The sequence below is a fragment of the Clostridium sp. KNHs216 genome (assembly GCF_006714885.1).
In the GTDB taxonomy this organism is placed as follows: Bacteria; Bacillota; Clostridia; order Oscillospirales; family Acutalibacteraceae; genus Caproiciproducens.
In genome coordinates this window covers 628,625-644,974 of sequence record NZ_VFMF01000001.1, presented here as the reverse complement: position 1 = coordinate 644,974, position 16,350 = coordinate 628,625, and the positions used below count along the sequence as shown (strand labels likewise).

Annotated in this window: 18 protein-coding genes and 1 tRNA gene; 17 read left to right on the top strand and 2 right to left on the bottom strand. The window is 52.0% G+C overall.

Going from position 1 to position 16,350, the window contains the following annotated elements:
- Positions 1-8: 8 nt before the first annotated feature.
- Positions 9-608: a DUF4364 family protein gene (locus LY85_RS03185; protein WP_038324710.1), complete on the bottom strand. Its 600-nt coding sequence runs from the start codon at positions 606-608 to the stop codon at positions 9-11.
- Between the two features lie 157 nt (positions 609-765).
- On the bottom strand, positions 766-1,125 hold the full coding sequence (locus LY85_RS03180; protein WP_279231011.1) for a helix-turn-helix domain-containing protein: 360 nt from the start codon (positions 1,123-1,125) through the stop codon (positions 766-768).
- A 275-nt stretch (positions 1,126-1,400) separates the two neighbouring features.
- Here LY85_RS03180 and LY85_RS03175 point away from each other — a divergent pair.
- The 17 genes from LY85_RS03175 (at position 1,401) to LY85_RS03095 (ending at position 16,345) form a co-directional block, all read left to right on the top strand.
- Positions 1,401-1,475 (top strand) — tRNA-Thr (locus tag LY85_RS03175).
- A gap of 328 nt (positions 1,476-1,803) precedes the next feature.
- A complete protein-coding gene (locus tag LY85_RS03170; RefSeq protein ID WP_038324707.1) occupies positions 1,804-3,054 on the top strand; it encodes a [Fe-Fe] hydrogenase large subunit C-terminal domain-containing protein in 1,251 nt (416 codons plus the stop codon).
- 192 nt (positions 3,055-3,246) lie between these two features.
- Positions 3,247-3,834 carry a hydrolase gene (locus LY85_RS03165; RefSeq protein WP_141825424.1) on the top strand — a complete coding sequence of 196 codons (588 nt, stop codon included), beginning with the start codon at positions 3,247-3,249 and terminating at the stop codon, positions 3,832-3,834.
- Between the two features lie 164 nt (positions 3,835-3,998).
- Positions 3,999-4,367, top strand: a complete 369-nt coding sequence (locus LY85_RS03160; protein ID WP_038324705.1) for a GntR family transcriptional regulator — start codon at positions 3,999-4,001, stop codon at positions 4,365-4,367.
- Positions 4,367-5,065, top strand: a complete 699-nt coding sequence (locus LY85_RS03155) for an ABC transporter ATP-binding protein (protein WP_141825423.1) — start codon at positions 4,367-4,369, stop codon at positions 5,063-5,065. The genes LY85_RS03160 and LY85_RS03155 overlap by 1 nt, the downstream gene beginning before the upstream one ends.
- On the top strand, positions 5,059-5,859 hold the full coding sequence (locus LY85_RS03150) for a hypothetical protein (protein ID WP_141825422.1): 801 nt from the start codon (positions 5,059-5,061) through the stop codon (positions 5,857-5,859). Before LY85_RS03155 ends, LY85_RS03150 begins: the two co-directional genes overlap by 7 nt.
- A gap of 327 nt (positions 5,860-6,186) precedes the next feature.
- Positions 6,187-6,441, top strand: a complete 255-nt coding sequence (locus tag LY85_RS03145) for an NAD(P)H-dependent oxidoreductase subunit E (RefSeq protein WP_347562401.1) — start codon at positions 6,187-6,189, stop codon at positions 6,439-6,441.
- Between the two features lie 28 nt (positions 6,442-6,469).
- Positions 6,470-8,182, top strand: a complete 1,713-nt coding sequence (locus LY85_RS03140; protein WP_141825421.1) for a [Fe-Fe] hydrogenase large subunit C-terminal domain-containing protein — start codon at positions 6,470-6,472, stop codon at positions 8,180-8,182.
- Positions 8,179-9,357, top strand: a complete 1,179-nt coding sequence (locus tag LY85_RS03135; RefSeq protein WP_141825420.1) for a SpoIIE family protein phosphatase — start codon at positions 8,179-8,181, stop codon at positions 9,355-9,357. Before LY85_RS03140 ends, LY85_RS03135 begins: the two co-directional genes overlap by 4 nt.
- Positions 9,358-9,370: 13 nt before the next feature.
- Positions 9,371-10,822 carry a 4Fe-4S dicluster domain-containing protein gene (locus LY85_RS03130; RefSeq protein WP_141825419.1) on the top strand — a complete coding sequence of 484 codons (1,452 nt, stop codon included), beginning with the start codon at positions 9,371-9,373 and terminating at the stop codon, positions 10,820-10,822.
- 22 nt (positions 10,823-10,844) lie between these two features.
- Complete coding sequence (locus tag LY85_RS03125) at positions 10,845-11,753, top strand: ABC transporter ATP-binding protein (protein ID WP_141825418.1); 909 nt, start codon at positions 10,845-10,847, stop codon at positions 11,751-11,753.
- Positions 11,750-12,547, top strand: coding sequence for an ABC transporter permease subunit (locus LY85_RS03120; RefSeq protein WP_141825417.1), 798 nt, complete (start codon positions 11,750-11,752; stop codon positions 12,545-12,547). Before LY85_RS03125 ends, LY85_RS03120 begins: the two co-directional genes overlap by 4 nt.
- Positions 12,548-12,630: 83 nt before the next feature.
- Positions 12,631-13,470: a PHP domain-containing protein gene (locus tag LY85_RS03115; RefSeq protein ID WP_038324695.1), complete on the top strand. Its 840-nt coding sequence runs from the start codon at positions 12,631-12,633 to the stop codon at positions 13,468-13,470.
- A gap of 21 nt (positions 13,471-13,491) precedes the next feature.
- Positions 13,492-13,749 (top strand): TIGR03905 family TSCPD domain-containing protein, encoded by a 258-nt coding sequence (locus LY85_RS03110; protein ID WP_243122633.1) that lies wholly within the window; start codon positions 13,492-13,494, stop codon positions 13,747-13,749.
- 352 nt (positions 13,750-14,101) lie between these two features.
- Positions 14,102-14,596: a UvrB/UvrC motif-containing protein gene (locus LY85_RS03105; RefSeq protein WP_141825416.1), complete on the top strand. Its 495-nt coding sequence runs from the start codon at positions 14,102-14,104 to the stop codon at positions 14,594-14,596.
- Positions 14,589-15,611 (top strand): ATP--guanido phosphotransferase, encoded by a 1,023-nt coding sequence (locus LY85_RS03100; protein ID WP_243122466.1) that lies wholly within the window; start codon positions 14,589-14,591, stop codon positions 15,609-15,611. The genes LY85_RS03105 and LY85_RS03100 overlap by 8 nt, the downstream gene beginning before the upstream one ends.
- Before the next feature lie 71 nt (positions 15,612-15,682).
- Positions 15,683-16,345 carry a hypothetical protein gene (locus LY85_RS03095; protein ID WP_141825414.1) on the top strand — a complete coding sequence of 221 codons (663 nt, stop codon included), beginning with the start codon at positions 15,683-15,685 and terminating at the stop codon, positions 16,343-16,345.
- Positions 16,346-16,350: the final 5 nt, after the last annotated feature.

Here is a 16,350-nt window from a genome sequence, read left to right as displayed (position 1 = left end):
TTTTTGTTTTATTTGAGCGCCGCCGTGTGGTCCTTCAAAATATCGGCGGCCATTTCGCTGTTTCCGGTCACCAGCGCCAGCAGCATCCGGTAGACGTTTTCCGGCGACTGGTGAAAGTTGTGCTTCACCATGTTGGCCTGATACAGATCCGGTACATGCAGGGTAAAATTCATTAAATCCATATCGCCGCCGGAAATATGGCAGACGACGTTGTAGCCGCGTTCGGTTTTTGTAATCTCCACCTTGTTTTCCCGTTCACGCTTTGTTCTGGCCAGCAGGTTGATCGCGGCCGCGACCGCCTTGTCCCGTACAACGTGGGGGAGCGCCCTGTCCAGCTGTTTGGCGATCATCCGGGCGGTGCTGCTTGCCGAGCAGAGCTCGTCCTTTTCTCCGCTGACAATGATATTCCCTTTTTCGATCAGCTCCGCCAGCGCGTCGGTGACTTCAAAATAGTTTGCCAGTCCGTTATCCTGAATAATATTTACAATATCGCTCTTTGAAAGCGGTGCATCCAGGCTTGACAGCAGATAGCAGATTAATATGCGTATTTGGTTTTTGCTTCGGAGTCCACCCGGTTCGATCCCTCCGGTAAAAGCGTCAAAATCCATAAACAGCACCTCCGGTAAATATTTTATTCTACGCAAAAAAGCCAAAGCAAACGTACTCCTCAATCGCCGGAGCAGGCTTGGCTTTGACTCGGAACGTGTACTGCTGTTATTTTAACATACAACCGGATTTCTTTCAATCCGGATTGCGGGGCTTCCGTTACTTTTTTATATTTTCCTTCAGGTATCTCAATATTTTTTCCTGTTCCTGCACAGTACAGGAACGGAACACACCGACCAGGATTTTTTCATTGCTGGAAAGTTCGTAAATATGGCTTGTATTTTTTTTACTGTAAATAAAGTTGGATTTGGCCCCACTGTCCGCTACTGTTTCCGGTGTTCCTTCATCGGCCAGCAAATCATTTATGGCTATATTGAAGACCTTGGCAAGGGTCATCAGTACGGTTATATCGGGTGTTGTTTTGCCAATTTCATAGTACGAATAGGTTGAGCGGTCAATGTTTAATATTTTTGCGATCTGCACCTGTGTGTAGCCGCTTTTTATACGCAGTTCGCGCAGCCTTTCGTTTATATGGATTTTTTCAATAATAGGTCACACCACCTTTATAAGAAGTGCCAAAGGGCTTGCATTAATCAAGATTATATAATATATAATGCCGTCACGATAATAACGTGATGTTTATTCACCTAAAAATAATCCTTAAACAATAAATTTATTTGATTAGCTCTTGACGTGTGCATTCTGATTTTGTATAATATCTTAGTTGGCTGTTCAGACAGGCACTTTTAGTGCAAGAGCAGTCCCGGGTTTGGACTTACGCTTTTTTCCATTACGCTACTGTGGCTCAATGGTAGAGCAGCTCATTCGTAATGAGCAGGTTGTCAGTTCGATTCTGACCAGTAGCTCCACCAGCCTGAAGCTGGACACAAATTGCGCACTTCACTTTGTGAGGTGCGTTTTTGTTTTTGTCCGAGCCAAGGGGCGCGTCCGCCTTTTTTGATTTTCTATCCTTTTCTTTTATTTTATATCATCTCTCCGGCCTATTATTTCATTTATTTCATTACATCGAAAATATTTGCAGTTCTGTATCGGAAAGAGGACGGAACTGCATAAATCTTCCGTATCTCTTTAAAAAAAATCCGCTATGTGTTATGATTTTGCCATAAGAAAATACAGAATCTACCAGATGATTGAAAATGTATCTTACGGATACAATAACAGGACAGGAGGGAAAGCATGACTACATTCAATGAATTATACGAAAGACTTGTAAAAGCTTCGGTGGAAAACAGGGAACCGCAGGAGCTTGAAAAAATTCGGGAGCAGGAATTCGACCCGCATCATCTTGACTGTCTGCTGAATCCGGAAAAGTACGCGCCGGTGCTCCGCATCGGCGAATGCGAATGCTCAAGCAGCGAGCAGGCGCCCTGCGAAGGGAAATGCCTTTTTGACGCCCTTTACAGGGATGAAAAGGGAAATGTCCAAATCAATAAAGACCTGTGCGTCGGCTGCTCCGAGTGCGTTGAGAGCTGCCAGACTAAAAAGCTGACGGCCAGCCGTGACATTCTGCCCGCGCTTGCCGCCGTACATGAAGCGAAGGCCCCTGTTTACGCAATGATTGCCCCTGCCTTTATCAGTCAGTTCAGCAAAGACGTGACTCCCGGAAAGCTGCGGACCGCCTTTAAAATGCTCGGGTTTGCCGGTATGGTCGAGGTTGCCCTTTTTGCGGACATCCTTACCCTGAAAGAGGCACTGGAATTTAATAAAAATATCGTTAAGGAAACCGACTTCCAGCTTACCAGCTGCTGCTGCCCCATGTGGATCGCCATGATCCGCAAGGTGTACCACGAGCTGATGCCCCATGTGCCCGGCGCGGTTTCGCCCATGGTCGCCTGCGGGCGTGCTATTAAAGCCATTCATCCGGATGCGCTTACCGTCTTTATCGGGCCCTGCATCGCCAAGAAGGCCGAAGCGCGCGAACCGGATATTTCGGATTCCACGGACTTTGTCCTGACCTTTCAGGAAATACAGGATGTTTTTGAATTCGCAAAGCTGGACCTTGCCGCGCTGCCGGAGGACGAACGCGACCACTCGTCGCGCGCGGGAAGAATTTACGCCAGAAGCGGCGGTGTCAGCGAGGCGGTCCAGAGGACGTCCAAACGCTTGAGCCCCGACCGGAAAATCACCGTCCGCGCCCATCAGGCCGACGGTGTCCCCGCCTGCAAGGCGATGATCAACGACCTGCTGGCGGGAAAAATCGACGCGAACTTTCTGGAGGGCATGGGCTGTGTCGGCGGCTGTGTCGGCGGGCCGAAGGCTTTGATCCCCCGCGAGGAGGGCCGCGAAAACGTGAACCAGTACGGTCAGGAAGCCGTCTATCAGACCCCGATAGACAACCCTTATGTAATCGAACTGCTGCACCGGCTTGGCTTTGACACGGTGGAGAGTCTGATTGAACACAGCGATATCTTTACCCGTAAATTCTGAGAAGTTTGATTTTTAATTTGCTACAGCAATTCCATTTCAGTTTGCGAGACAAAACACGTTTCTCCCCCGCCTTTGGCGGGGGAGAAACGCAAAATTGTTGCAGAATCAACTGGAAATGCTGTAAGAAGGTCTAGGAATGCCCCTGTATCTATGATATAATAAAGTAATATCATAGGGATGGGGGCATTTGTTATGGGATACAAAGAGGACTTTGAAAAAATATACATATCCAAAATCACGAGGGCGGGGAGCGCGGAGCTGCTGGAATGGCTGAAAACCACCGACTTTTTTACCGCGCCCGCAAGCACAAAATTTCACTGCGCCTGTCTGGGCGGACTTGTTCAGCACAGTGTCAGCGTATACCATGTGATGATGGACAGACACTTCGACGCGGAGACGGACAGTGAAGAAAGCTTTGCCATCTGTGGGCTTCTGCACGACGTCTGCAAAGCCCAGTTTTATAAAGAGAGCACCCGCAATGTGAAAAACGAAGAGACCGGCGCGTGGGAAAAGCGCCCGTACTATACGATCGAGGACAGCTATCCGTACGGCCACGGTGAAAAATCGGTCTTCCTGATCGAGCGGTTTATGCGCCTGAAAACCAGCGAAGCGATCGCTATCCGGTGGCACATGGGCGGCTTCGACGAATCCGTCCGGGGCGGAAGCTTTTCCATCGGTCTGGCGTGGCAGAAATATCCCATCGCCGTAAAGCTGCACCTCTCGGATCTGGAAAGTACCTATCTTTGCGAAAAGGGGACGTCTTCCATACACGGGAAATAAATTCAGATTCTATATTAGTTGCAAGTCTGTTGACTGCTTGTGCGCCGGAAGGAAGCTTCCGGCGTTTTTCTTTTGTTTTTTTTGAAAAGCTATTGACAAATTGAAAATATGATGTATTATTGTATTAAGCCATTAGTACAATAATACAGAACGGAGGTGGATCCATGGCCTGGAATTTGAAATCCGATAGACCGATTTATGCACAGCTGATCGAACAAATAGAGCTTTTGATCGTATCGGGCGTTTATCCTGCCGGTTCAAAGCTGCCGTCGGTCCGCGACATGGCCGGAGAGGCTTCTGTCAACCCGAATACCATGCAGCGCGCGCTGGCGCAGCTTGAGAATGACGGCTTATTATATTCACAGCGCACCAGCGGCAGATTTGTAACAGAGGATGTGGAGCGCATTATGCAGACGAAAAACAGTCTGGCTCAGGGACTGATTGAAGAATTTATAGAAAACATGGGCAATCTGGGCTATGACAGGCAGCAGACAATCTCTCTGCTTGAGAGGATATCGAAGGAGGAAAAATAATGGAGAACATTTTGGAATGCCAAAATCTGGTGAAATTCTTTCCCGGGTGTCTGGCACTGAACTCGATCAATCTGGCCGTGCCCAAAGGCAGGATTGTCGGCCTGCTCGGTCCGAACGGCAGCGGCAAAAGCACTATGATCAAGCTGGCCAACGGCCTGATTACACCGACCAGCGGCAAAATTCTGATCGACGGGATGGAACCGGGCATAGAAACAAAGAAGATCGTTTCTTATCTTCCGGAGCGGACCTACCTGAACGACTGGATGAATGTCAACAACATGATCAATTTTTTTGCTGATTTTTATGAGGATTTCAATAAGCAGAAGGCATATGACATGCTTCGCCGGCTCGCCGTGGACCCCGCTCAAAGGCTGAAAACCATGAGCAAAGGTACTAAGGAGAAGGTACAGCTGATTCTGGTCATGAGCCGCGAGGCAAAGCTTTATCTGCTGGATGAACCGATCGGCGGTGTGGACCCTGCGGCAAGGGATTACATTCTCGACACGATCATCAGCAATTACAGCGACGAAGCCACCATCGTGATCTCTACCCACCTGATTGCGGATGTTGAAAAGGTACTGGATGAGGTCATCTTTATCAATCAGGGCAACATCGTGCTGACTTCCACGGTCGACGACATCCGTGAAAAAGAGAATAAGAGCGTGGATGCGCTGTTCAGGGAGGTATTTAAATGCTGAGGAAACTTTTGAAATATGAAATACAGGCGACGGCCAAAATCTTTCTGCCGATGTATGCGCTTCTGATTGTTTTCGCGCTGCTGAATAAGTTCTTCATTGCGGTGAACGCCGACTATCTGAGAGTCCCCCAGGTCATTTCCGCAACGGTTTTCGGCGTCATCATTATCGGCATCTGCGTCATGACGCTGGTGGTCACCATTCAGCGCTACAACAAGAATCTGTTGTCCGACGAGGGCTACCTGTCCTTTACGCTGCCGGTGAAGATTCACAGCCATATCGACTGCAAGATGCTCGTCTCTCTGATGTGGGCGGTTCTGAGCGTCCTCGTATCGCTGGCTTCCGTTTTTGTGCTGGCGGTAAATGATAAGACCATTCTGTCCCTCCAGCAGTTTTTTGCAGCCTGTATGGATATCTTAAACAAAGTGGGACCCGGGGCTTATATGATCCTTCTGGAAAGCCTGTTGCTGGTGGTTGCCGGCGTCCTTTGCCAGGTCCTTACGATCTATGCCTCCATCACGGTGGGGAACATGAGCTCCAAACATAGAATTCTGCTTGGCATCGGCGCTTATCTGGGCTTCGGTGTGATCGAGCAGATTGTGACTTCTATTCTGCTGACGTCCTTCGGCGGAAACTTTACCCGCTATTTCAGCTGGCTCAATACGGCGGCCAATTCCGACCAGGTTCTGGCGGTCCAGTATTTGCTGCTGGTATTGCTCGTGTATATGCTTGTGTTCGGAGTGGCGTATTATTTTCTGACCAACTGGATGCTCAAAAAGAAACTGAATCTGGAGTAAGCTGAACGCAAATACAGCTTTTGGGCGCGCCGTGCGGCGCGCCCGCTTTTTTATGGGAAGGACTGTAAATGCGCCAACCGTATTGAAATTAGCCTTGAAAAACTTTATAATAAAAATAGCCTGCAATACCTTTCCTTGTAAGACCCTTTGTCCGAAATTGGCTGTGAAAGCAGCCGAAGCGAACTACAGCAATTCCATTTCAGCTTGTGAGACAAAACCGGTTTCTCCCCCGCCTTCGGCGGGGGAGAAACCGAAACTTGTTGCAGAATCAACTGGAAATGCCGTAAATTACATGTTAAAAAATTAACAAAATGGTGAGTGAGAGGGATGGCGACTTTGGAAATCACGATCTGTATAGGAAGTTCCTGTCATCTGAAGGGTTCGCGCGACGTCATCAAAATTTTTGAAAGGCTGATATCGTTTCACCGTCTGGAGGACAAAGTTACGCTCAAGGGTTCGTTCTGTATGGGGGAATGCTCCAAGAACGGCGTGTGCATCTGTGTGGACGGGGAGCGCTTCAATGTTACTCCCTCCGAAGCAGAAACATTTTTTAACTACGAAATTGTGCCGAGAATCAAGTAACTGAGTAAAGCGGAAGTGGGGACATAAAATGGGCATTATCGGTTTAAAGGCGGCAAACTGTAAAAACTGTTATAAGTGCGTAAAGGTTTGCCCGGTTAAATCCATTAAAGTGGAACATGCACAGGCGCAGATTATTGAGCGCAACTGTGTTTTATGCGGAACCTGCCTGGAGCAGTGCCCGCAGAATGCAAAGACGCTGAACAGCGATGCTGCGGCTGTCAGGGAAATGATCGGGAAGGGCGTCCGGACCATTCTTTCCGTGGCCCCGTCCTACGTGGGCTCCTTTGATTTCGATGATGTGCAAAAGTTTGCGGGGGCCGTGAAAGCTCTGGGCTTTTACGGCGTAGCCGAAACAAGCATGGGAGCTGCCTATGTGACGGCGGAATACCACCGGCTGATGCAGGAAAACCGCATGGAAAATATGATTACCACCTGCTGCCCTTCGGCAAACAGGCTGATCGAGCATTATTATCCGTCTCTGGTCGACCAGATGGCGCCCGTGGTTTCTCCGATGATCGCGCACGCCAGGCTGCTGAAAAAGACCTTTGGATACGGTACCCGCGTCGTATTCGTAGGCCCGTGCATCGCAAAGATCGGTGAGGCCGCCGATATCCGCCACAACAATGACGTGGACGCCGTGATTACCTTTGACGATCTGGCCAGATGGATGGAGGAAGAACATATTTCTATTCAGGAAGCGCAGCCGGCATCCTTTCTCAACCCAAGCTCGCGAATCCTGCGGATGTATCCGGTAACGGACGGAATCATCGCTTCCCTTCGCTCTATGGGCGATACGGGCGACTGGAAGATGCTCAGCGTAAGCGGCTCTGCGGAATGCATTGACCTCTGCAAAGCGCTGGAACGCGGCGATCTGCGGCATTGCTTTATAGAGATCAACATGTGCAGGGACGGCTGCATCAACGGTCCTATTTCCAACAGGGATGCGGCTTCTCGTTTCTCCTCCTCCATGAAGGTCAGAAAATACGCGGATGAGGACGCCGGTGAATATCCCAGTCTGCCGGAGCAGATTCCCATGGGAATGCAGTTTGTGGACTGCTCCGTGCGGGAAGATATTCCCGATGAAGCGACGATCCGCATGATTCTGGCGAAAATCGGCAAGGAGTCGCCGGAGGATGAGCTCAACTGCGGTTCCTGCGGCTATCCTACCTGCCGGGACAAGGCGGTTGCCGTCTACCAGAACAAGGCCGAGCTGACCATGTGTATGCCGTACATGAAGGAACGCGCCGAATCGCTTTCCAACTGTGTGCTGACCGAAACGCCCAACATCACCATCATTGTTGACAAGGACCTGAATATCATTGAATTCAACACCGCGGCGGAGAAGGCGTTTCAGATTTCCCGCCACGAGGCATTGCAGAAATGCATTTACGAGATTATGGATTCCTCCGATTTTCAATATGTTTTTGACGCAAGACAGTCCATCCCGGACAAAAAGGTGCATTTCCGGGATTATGGAATTACCACGATGCAGACCATCGTGTATATCGCGAAGCAAAACATCGCCATGGGGATTTACAAGGATATCACCCGTGAGGAAGCGGAGCTGGAAAGCAAGTATAAGCTTCGCAGTGAGACCATGGAGATGGCCCAGAAGGTCATTGACAAACAAATGATTGCCGCGCAGCAGATTGCGAGCCTGCTCGGGGAAACGACGGCGGAGACAAAGGTCACGCTGACCAAACTGAAAAATATGATTGTGTTTGACGGTGATGAACAATGAAAATGCATGTTGACACCGCATATCGAAGTCTGAACAAATACGGCGAAGAGCTGTGCGGGGATAAGGTGATCGTCTCGCGTACAAAGGACGCCACCATCGCGGTTCTGGCCGACGGGCTGGGCAGCGGGGTAAAAGCCAATATCCTTTCCACTCTGACCAGCAGTATTATTTCCACCATGCTGGAGGAGGGAGCGACCCTGGTGGAGGCGGTCGAGACGATCGCCAAAACGCTGCCGGTCTGCAATATCCGCAAGCTGGCCTACTCTACCTTCAGCGTCATCCGGGTATCCGACGACGGCGATGTCTCTTTGGTGGAGTTTGACAATCCCCCCTGCATCTTTGTACGAAACGGCAGGATCATCGATCTGGAGGACTGCTCGGAAATCAAAGAGTGCGCCGGAAAAACCGTAACGGAAAGCCATTTTTCCGTCTGTCCCGGGGATGTGATCGCGCTTGTCAGCGACGGCATTGTCTACGCCGGTGTGGGCCAGGCGCTCAATTTCGGCTGGAACTGGGAAAATGTCTCCGCGTGGCTTGCCAAGACGACCCTGAAGGAAACGTCCGCGCCGCGGCTTGCGGTTTCGCTGTCGCAGGCCGTCAACGAGCTTTACTTGGGAAAGCCGGGGGACGATTCCACCGATCTGATTTTAAAAGTCACCCCGCGCTGTATGGTCAGCCTTCTTTCCGGGCCGCCGGTCCGCAAGGAGGACGACGCCAGAATCGTCCATGATTTTATGACCTCTACGGGAAAGAGGGTGGTCTGCGGGGGAACCAGCGCCAATATCGTATCCAGAGTGTTGAACCGGAAGATCGAGACCACGATTCATTACACGGATCCGGATATTCCGCCCACCGGAAAAATAGAGGGGATCGACCTTGTGACCGAGGGCGTCCTGACTCTCAGCCGGACGGTGGAAATCCTGAAGGATTACCTTTCCCACCAGACCGACTCCTACTATTTTCATGTTCTGGACCAGCCGAACGGCGCAGCAATGCTCGCCAGGCTTCTTCTGGAGGACTGTACCGACCTGAAGGTTTATATCGGCAGGGCGATCAATCCCGCCCACCAGAACCCCGGCCTCCCGGCCGACCTGAGCATTAAGATCAAGCTGATCGAGGAGCTCTGCACTCTTGTGCAGCAGCTCGGCAAAAAAGTCGAAAAATATTACTATTAGATGAGGATTATTCATGCAATATAATAATGACGCCAAGCAATTAAAATACGAAGTACTGACCAAGGCCGCCAAATACGCATACGAAGGCACGCTGAAGGAACACCTTGACACCATCCCTTATGAAATCATTCCGGGGCCTCTGCCCGAATTCCGCTGCTGCGTTTACCGTGAGCGCGAAATTATCCGGGAACGCCTGATTTCCGCGCGCGGGGAAAACCTGCCCGGACAGGATGACGGTAATATTGTCGCGGTGCTTACGGCGGCCTGCGAGGGCTGTCCGATCAACCGTTTTAACGTCACGGACAACTGTCAGCACTGCCTTGCGAAAAAATGCCACGCGGCCTGCCCGTTCGGCGCCATTTCCATTACTCCCAAGGGCGCATACATCGATCCCGCCAAATGTAAGGAATGCGGGCGCTGCGCTGCGGCCTGCCCGTACAATGCGATTTCCGACACCATGCGCCCCTGTATCCGTGCCTGTCCCGTAAAAGCGATTACAAAAGACGAATACAAGCGGGCTGCCATCGACTATTCCCGCTGCATCAACTGCGGGGCTTGCACGAAAAACTGCCCGTTCGGCGCAATCACGGACCGTTCCGCCATTGTCAACGTGATCGAGGACATCAAATCCGGCAAACCGGTCTACGCGGTTTTCGCGCCGGCCATTGAAGGGCATTTCGGCACCGCCAACGTCGGCATGTTGAAATCCGCGATCAAAAAGCTGGGTTTTACGGGCGTCGCAGAGGTTTCCCTCGGTGCGGACGCGACGACCTTCCACGAGGCGCAGGAGCTCCGGGAAGCGCTGGAAAGCAAACAGAAAATGACTACCTCCTGCTGCCCGGCCTTTGTGGAGATGATTGAAAAGCATTTCCCGAAGCTGGTTCCGCTTATTTCGCACACCGCTTCTCCTATGACGCTGACCGTCCGATACATAAAGGCGGAGCATCCCGACAGCAGGGTCGTCTTTATCGGTCCCTGTATTGCCAAGAAAATTGAAATCCGGAAGGTTCAGGATACCGCCGACTATGTCATGACCTTTGAAGAGCTCCAGGCCATGTTCAGCGCAAGGGAGATCAATGTCCTTGACGAAGCGGAAAACGAGCAGGACGGAAGCCGCGCGGGCAAGGGCTTTGCGCAGAGCGGCGGCGTTTCCGGCGCGGTGAAGCAGGCGCTGGAGGAACAGAATTTTGATCTTCCGTTTACCTGTGTGAAATGCAACGGCGCGTCCGAGTGCAAAAAGACTCTGACGCTCCTGAACGCCGGTCGCCTGGAAGAAGATTTTGTGGAAGGCATGGCGTGCGAGGGCGGCTGTATCGCCGGTCCCGGCGGTGTGGAGGAGCTGCAGAAGCTTCTGAAAAACCGCAGCAGGCTGATGGCGTCCGCAGATCACCGCGGCATCCTCGAAAACATTCAGAACATACACGATTTTTCAAAGATTAAAATGACTACGGATCCCCAAGAATAAAGGGGAAAAGGAGGGATTGCTTTTGTACGCAGTCAGCGCAAAAGGTCTTACGAAATCCTATGATGGAAAAACCAATGCCCTGAACGACCTGAATCTGGACATTCCGCAGGGCAGCGTCTACGGCTTTCTGGGCCCGAACGGGGCCGGAAAGACGACGTCCGTCAAACTGTTTACGGGGCTCTTGAAACCGACGCAGGGAGAGTGTACGGTGCTTGACCTGAATCCCGTGAAGGCCCCCAGCGACGTCCACCGGCTTTGCGGGGTCATGACGGAATCCGCCAGAATGTACGGCCAGCTGACGGGCACGCAGAACCTCCTCTTTTTTGCCCAGACGGCGGGCCTGAGCCGCGACGAGGGCAATGAGCGGGCGGCTCAGCTTTTAAAAGAGCTTGACCTGTGGGACGCGCGCGAAAAAAAGCTGAGCGAATATTCCACCGGCATGGCGCAACGCCTCTCTCTGGCCCGCGCGCTGATCAACCATCCCCAGGTGCTTTTTTTGGACGAGCCCACCAGCGGGCTTGATCCGGAATCCGCCCAGGCGGTCAATTCCATGATAACGGACCTGGCGGGCAGTGCCGGCACGACGGTGTTCCTGTGCACCCATCAGCTGCGTTACGCGCAGGATATCTGCGACAGCTATGGAATCGTCGATAAAGGCAGGCTGATCGCCGGGGGAAGCCTCGAAGCCCTTTGCAGCGAGATCGGCTGCCGCATCAAGGCCGCTTTCCGTCTTCCAGAGGGGGATTCCCTGGACGGCTTTGACGCCGCCGACGGATGGTGGCAGACGGAGCTTGAGCGGGAAGATCAGATGCCGAAGCTGCTGAAAACCGTCGTTGAATCCGGGCACGATGTTTTTGAAGCGCGTTTGGTCAAGCCGACGCTGGAAGACATCTATTTTGAATATCTGAAGCATCAGGAGGAAGCACAATGAAATTGCTGTCGTCGGCCGAACAGGCGGTTGTGAATAAGGATTTCGGGGAAATCTGGAACACCAGAATGGCGCGCAACACCATTGTTTTGGTGCCGCTGGTGATGGTTCTGTTCCTGCCCGTTATGTACCTTCTTATGATTCTTTTCGTCCCGGCCGGGGAGATGAACGGCGTTGACCAGATGCTGCAGCTCCTTCCGCGGGAAGCGTCGTATTTTTCCGTCAAGCAGGGTATGTTCTACATTATGACGAATGTGGTCTGTCCCATGTTCTTTCTGATGATCCCCCTGATGGTTTCCAGCGTTTCGGCGGCAAGCAGCTTTGTCGGTGAGAAAGAACGCGGTACGATCCAGACGCTGCTTCTGACCCCTTTGAGCGTAAAATCCATTTTCAAAGCCAAGGTGCTCAGCTGCGTTTTTTTATCCGCGATCGCCACGGGCATCTCCTTTGTGGTGTTTGCCTGCGTTATCACGGCAGGGGACCTTCTTCTCGGCATGCCGTTTTTCCTGAACTGGAACTGGCTCGTACTCGTGCTTTTTCTGGCACCCGGGGTCACGGTTTTCGGAGTGGTCTTTATGGTGCTGGTTTCCGGCAGGAGCAAAAGCTACATGGAGTCCTTCCAGACGTCGGGATACATCGTTCTGCCGCTTGTCCTTCTTTTTGTGGGGCAGTTCACCGGCCTGTTTCAGCTGAACGCGCTGATCCTGCTGGTCATTGCGGTGGTTTTACTGGTGGTTGACTGTCTGCTCTGGTTTGTCGCTGCGCGCTCTTTCACACCGGAAAAGCTTTTAAAATGAGCCTCCTATTTGCCTTCGCCGTCGGAAAGTATTATAATAGGATTGTAATAGTATGGAAATGACGAAGACTGGAAGGTGATTAAGTGGCTGCAGATTTACATTGTCATACGAAAATGTCCGACGGTTCGGTCAGTATTGACGAGGTTGTTCTACTTGCCAAGACGCATGGGATCCCCACGATTGCCGTCACTGATCATGACACATTTGCGGGATCGACCAGAGCAAGAATTTTTGGGGACAGACATGGGATTAAAGTGATTTCGGGGGTCGAGTTTTCAACGACGGACCCTGCTACCGGAAGAAAGGCGCATATACTGTGCTACCTTTGCGACAATACCGACCGGCTGGAGGGCCTGTGCAAGCGCACCGGGGACAGCCGCCGCCGCGCTTCCTGCATCATGCTTCAGAAGGTAATGAAGCTTTATCCGATTACTGCGGAAATGGTTCTGCGCCGGGCGCAGGGGAGTACCAATATCTTTAAGCAGCATATTATGCACGCGCTGATAGACGCGGGTTATTCCAATCATTTTTTCGGTGAAACCTATCACAAGCTGTTTAATTCCAAGACGGGGCTTGCTTATTTTCCCGTCCATTATCCCGATGTCCACGACGTGATCGGGCAGATTCATGACGCCGGGGGTGTCGCGGTTCTGGCGCATCCCGGTGAGTACGACAGCTATGACCTGCTGGAACAGCTTGCAAAAGATCATGAAATTGAAGGCGTGGAGGTCTGGCATCCGCGCAACAGGCCGGGTGACGAGGAACGCTTTACCGCCATTGCGCAGGAGCATGGCCTGGTGATGACGGGCGGCACTGATTTTCACGGCATGTATACTACCGTCGCAATGCCGATCGGGACCTGTGTAACGCCGGACAATCAGCTGGAAGCGCTGAAAAAGGCCAAAATACATTTGAAAAAATAGAGCAGCGGAGGAAACGACTTGGTGTATCAGTACAAAACGAAGGGGACATGTTCCTCTGAAATCGACTTGGAGCTGGAGGATGACACCGTCAAATCGGTTAAGATCATCGGGGGCTGCAACGGGAACGGCAAGGGAATCTGCGCGCTTGTAGAGGGAATGAAGGCCGATGAAGCCATCCGGCGCCTGAAGGGAATTAAGTGCGGATTCAGGTCCACCTCCTGCCCGGATCAGCTGGCGATTGCATTGTCACAGGCAAAAGAGCAGCAGAAGCATAAATAAAGAATGAAGGGCTGCGATTTTACTCGCAGCCCTTTTTGTGCGTTTAGCAGCCGCCACATCCATTGTTGCAATTGCCGCAACCACCGCAATCGTTATCACCGCCGCAGCATACTAAAAGGATAATGACAAGGATGATAATCCAACAGCAGCTGCCACCACCACCAAAGAAATTGTTGTTACACATAATTGTTTGCCTCCTTTCGGTTTACAGTATATAATATTGCATAGGAACAAAACGTGTTACAAATTTTTCTTTTGGGGCCTCACCCCAAAATTAGGCTTTTCTATCTTCTATTCATGATGAATTAATAGTAATATTATATTATGTTTAATAATCTTACGGGGTGATTCTATGCTGTGCGATTCCTGCGGAAAAAATCCTGTTACCACTCATATTAAAACCATCATCAACGGGGAACTGACGGAATATTCCCTCTGCGCCGAATGTGCGCAGAGATTGGGGTATGGAAATCTTCTGACCGGGCTGGGCTGCGATTACGGCAGCCTGCTGGGCGGCTTCTTCGGCGGGGCCGAATTGGACGACCCGGTCCGCTGCAAGTGCTGTGGGGCGACCTTTGACGATATCATGCGCAGCGGGCAGGTCGGCTGTGCACAATGCTATCATACCTTTTACGACCGGCTGATCCCTCTGATTCAGCGTATCCACGGCAATACCAAGCACCGCGGAAAGGTTCCGGGCGGCGGCGCTCTTCAGAGCAGGCCGCAGGAGCAGCTCAGCCTGATGCGCCGGGAGCTGCGGGAGGCAATCGACGCCGAAAACTTTGAACATGCCGCCAGCCTGCGCGACCGGATCAAAGAACTGGAAGGAGGGAAGGCCCGTGAATAGCCCGAATCCCGGCTGCGAAGAGGACGTTGTGATCCGCACGCAAATTCATCTTATCCGCAATCTGACGGACGTCCCCTTCTGCGCGAAAATGAGCCGCGCCGACCGGCAGAAGCTTTCCGAAAGAGTGGCGGAGGCTTTCAGCGGTAATGAGGCCCTGTCCCACCTTTTTCAATTCACGGACATGGAGAGCCTGTCCAGGGTGGAGGCGGTTTCTCTGGTGGAACGCCATCTTGTCAGCGCGGATTTCATATCGGACCGCCGCGGAAGAGGTTTCTTTGTAAACGCGGATGAAACGGTCAGCATCATGGTCAATGAAGAGGACCACATTCATCTTCAGTCCTCGGAAGCGGGGCTGAATCCGCAAAAAGCGTTCGCCGCGGCGGATAGCCTGGACGACATTCTGGATAAATGCCTCGGTTTCGCTTTTGATGAAAATCTGGGATATCTGACACAGAATCCCGTCAACCTCGGGACGGGGATGCGCGCGTCTCTGACGCTGCATCTTCCCGCGCTGCGGGAAGGCGGGGGGATTTCCCGGATTTCCTCAAATCTCAGTAAGCTTGGTCTTGCGCTGCGCGGTACTTTTGGGTCCGGGGTGGAGCCGAAGGGCGCTGTGTACCAGCTGTCCAACCACGTTACCTTTGGGCTGTCGGAGCAGGAAGCGATCGCGAATCTTCAAAGCATCGCCATGCAGCTGATCGAACAGGAACGTGCCGCCAGAAAAGAACTGGCGGAAAGCCTCGAAATTCAGGATACCGTCAGCCGTTCCCTTGCCATTTTGCAAAGTGCGAAGATGATGGCGAACGAGGAATTCATGCAGCTGATCTCCAACGTCCGGTTCGGTGTGGCCGCGGGCTTGATTGACCCGATCGATTACGGCGAAATCAACCGTCTGATGGTTCTGGTCCAGCCCGCTACGCTGACGTTTTACAGCGGAAAAAAGCTCACTCCTGCGGAGCGGCGCAGCCTGCGGGCTGAAAAGATCAGGGATTTCCTGCAAAAGCCGAGTCCCTGAGGGTCGTGATAAATTCAGGCAATCGGAAATTTTACTGCTGAAAAAGATTTTCTAAAAAGGTGGGAATATCTATGGCCGAATTAAAAAATGACAATACGGATCTGGCGGCGGCGCTCTTTTTTGTACTGGGGGAAACCGTGCCGCACCGCCGGGCGCTGGAAGAAGAGGCCTCTGCTCTGAAGGAGAAGATTCAGGATCGGGAAAAAATACTGCTGAAGGTGATTGAACTGTGCGGCGAGCCGCATACCCCGGAGCAGCTCTATCTGGTCGAGAAGGCCTACAGCTGGCTGGGCAAAAAATATTATGAGGAAACGATCCGCTGTGCCGGCGAGTACCTGCACACCTCCGGCTGGGGGAGCCTTCCGAACCATATTCGGGAGGAAGACGGCATCACCATCAACTACGCCGCCGCGCAGCGCGCCTCCGTGCTGAGGGACCTTGCGAAGGCTCAGGAGGGCCTGGGGCGCCTTGAAGCCGCACTCTTTAATTTTACCGAGGCGTACCGTTTAGAGCCGTACAGCGCAATGAACGCGATTAAAACGGCTGATCTGGTGGCAAAGCTGCACGGCAGGGAAGAAGCGCTGGAATTCTTAAAGCAGCAGAGGCAGAGCCAGTATTACGATCCGGTGAAATATACGGATTCTCTCGGCCGCGCCCATAAAAACGATCTCTTCAAGCAGCTGCTGGATGCCCATATCTTAAAACTACAGGAAAATAAGCCGTCCGTACAATAGCGGGC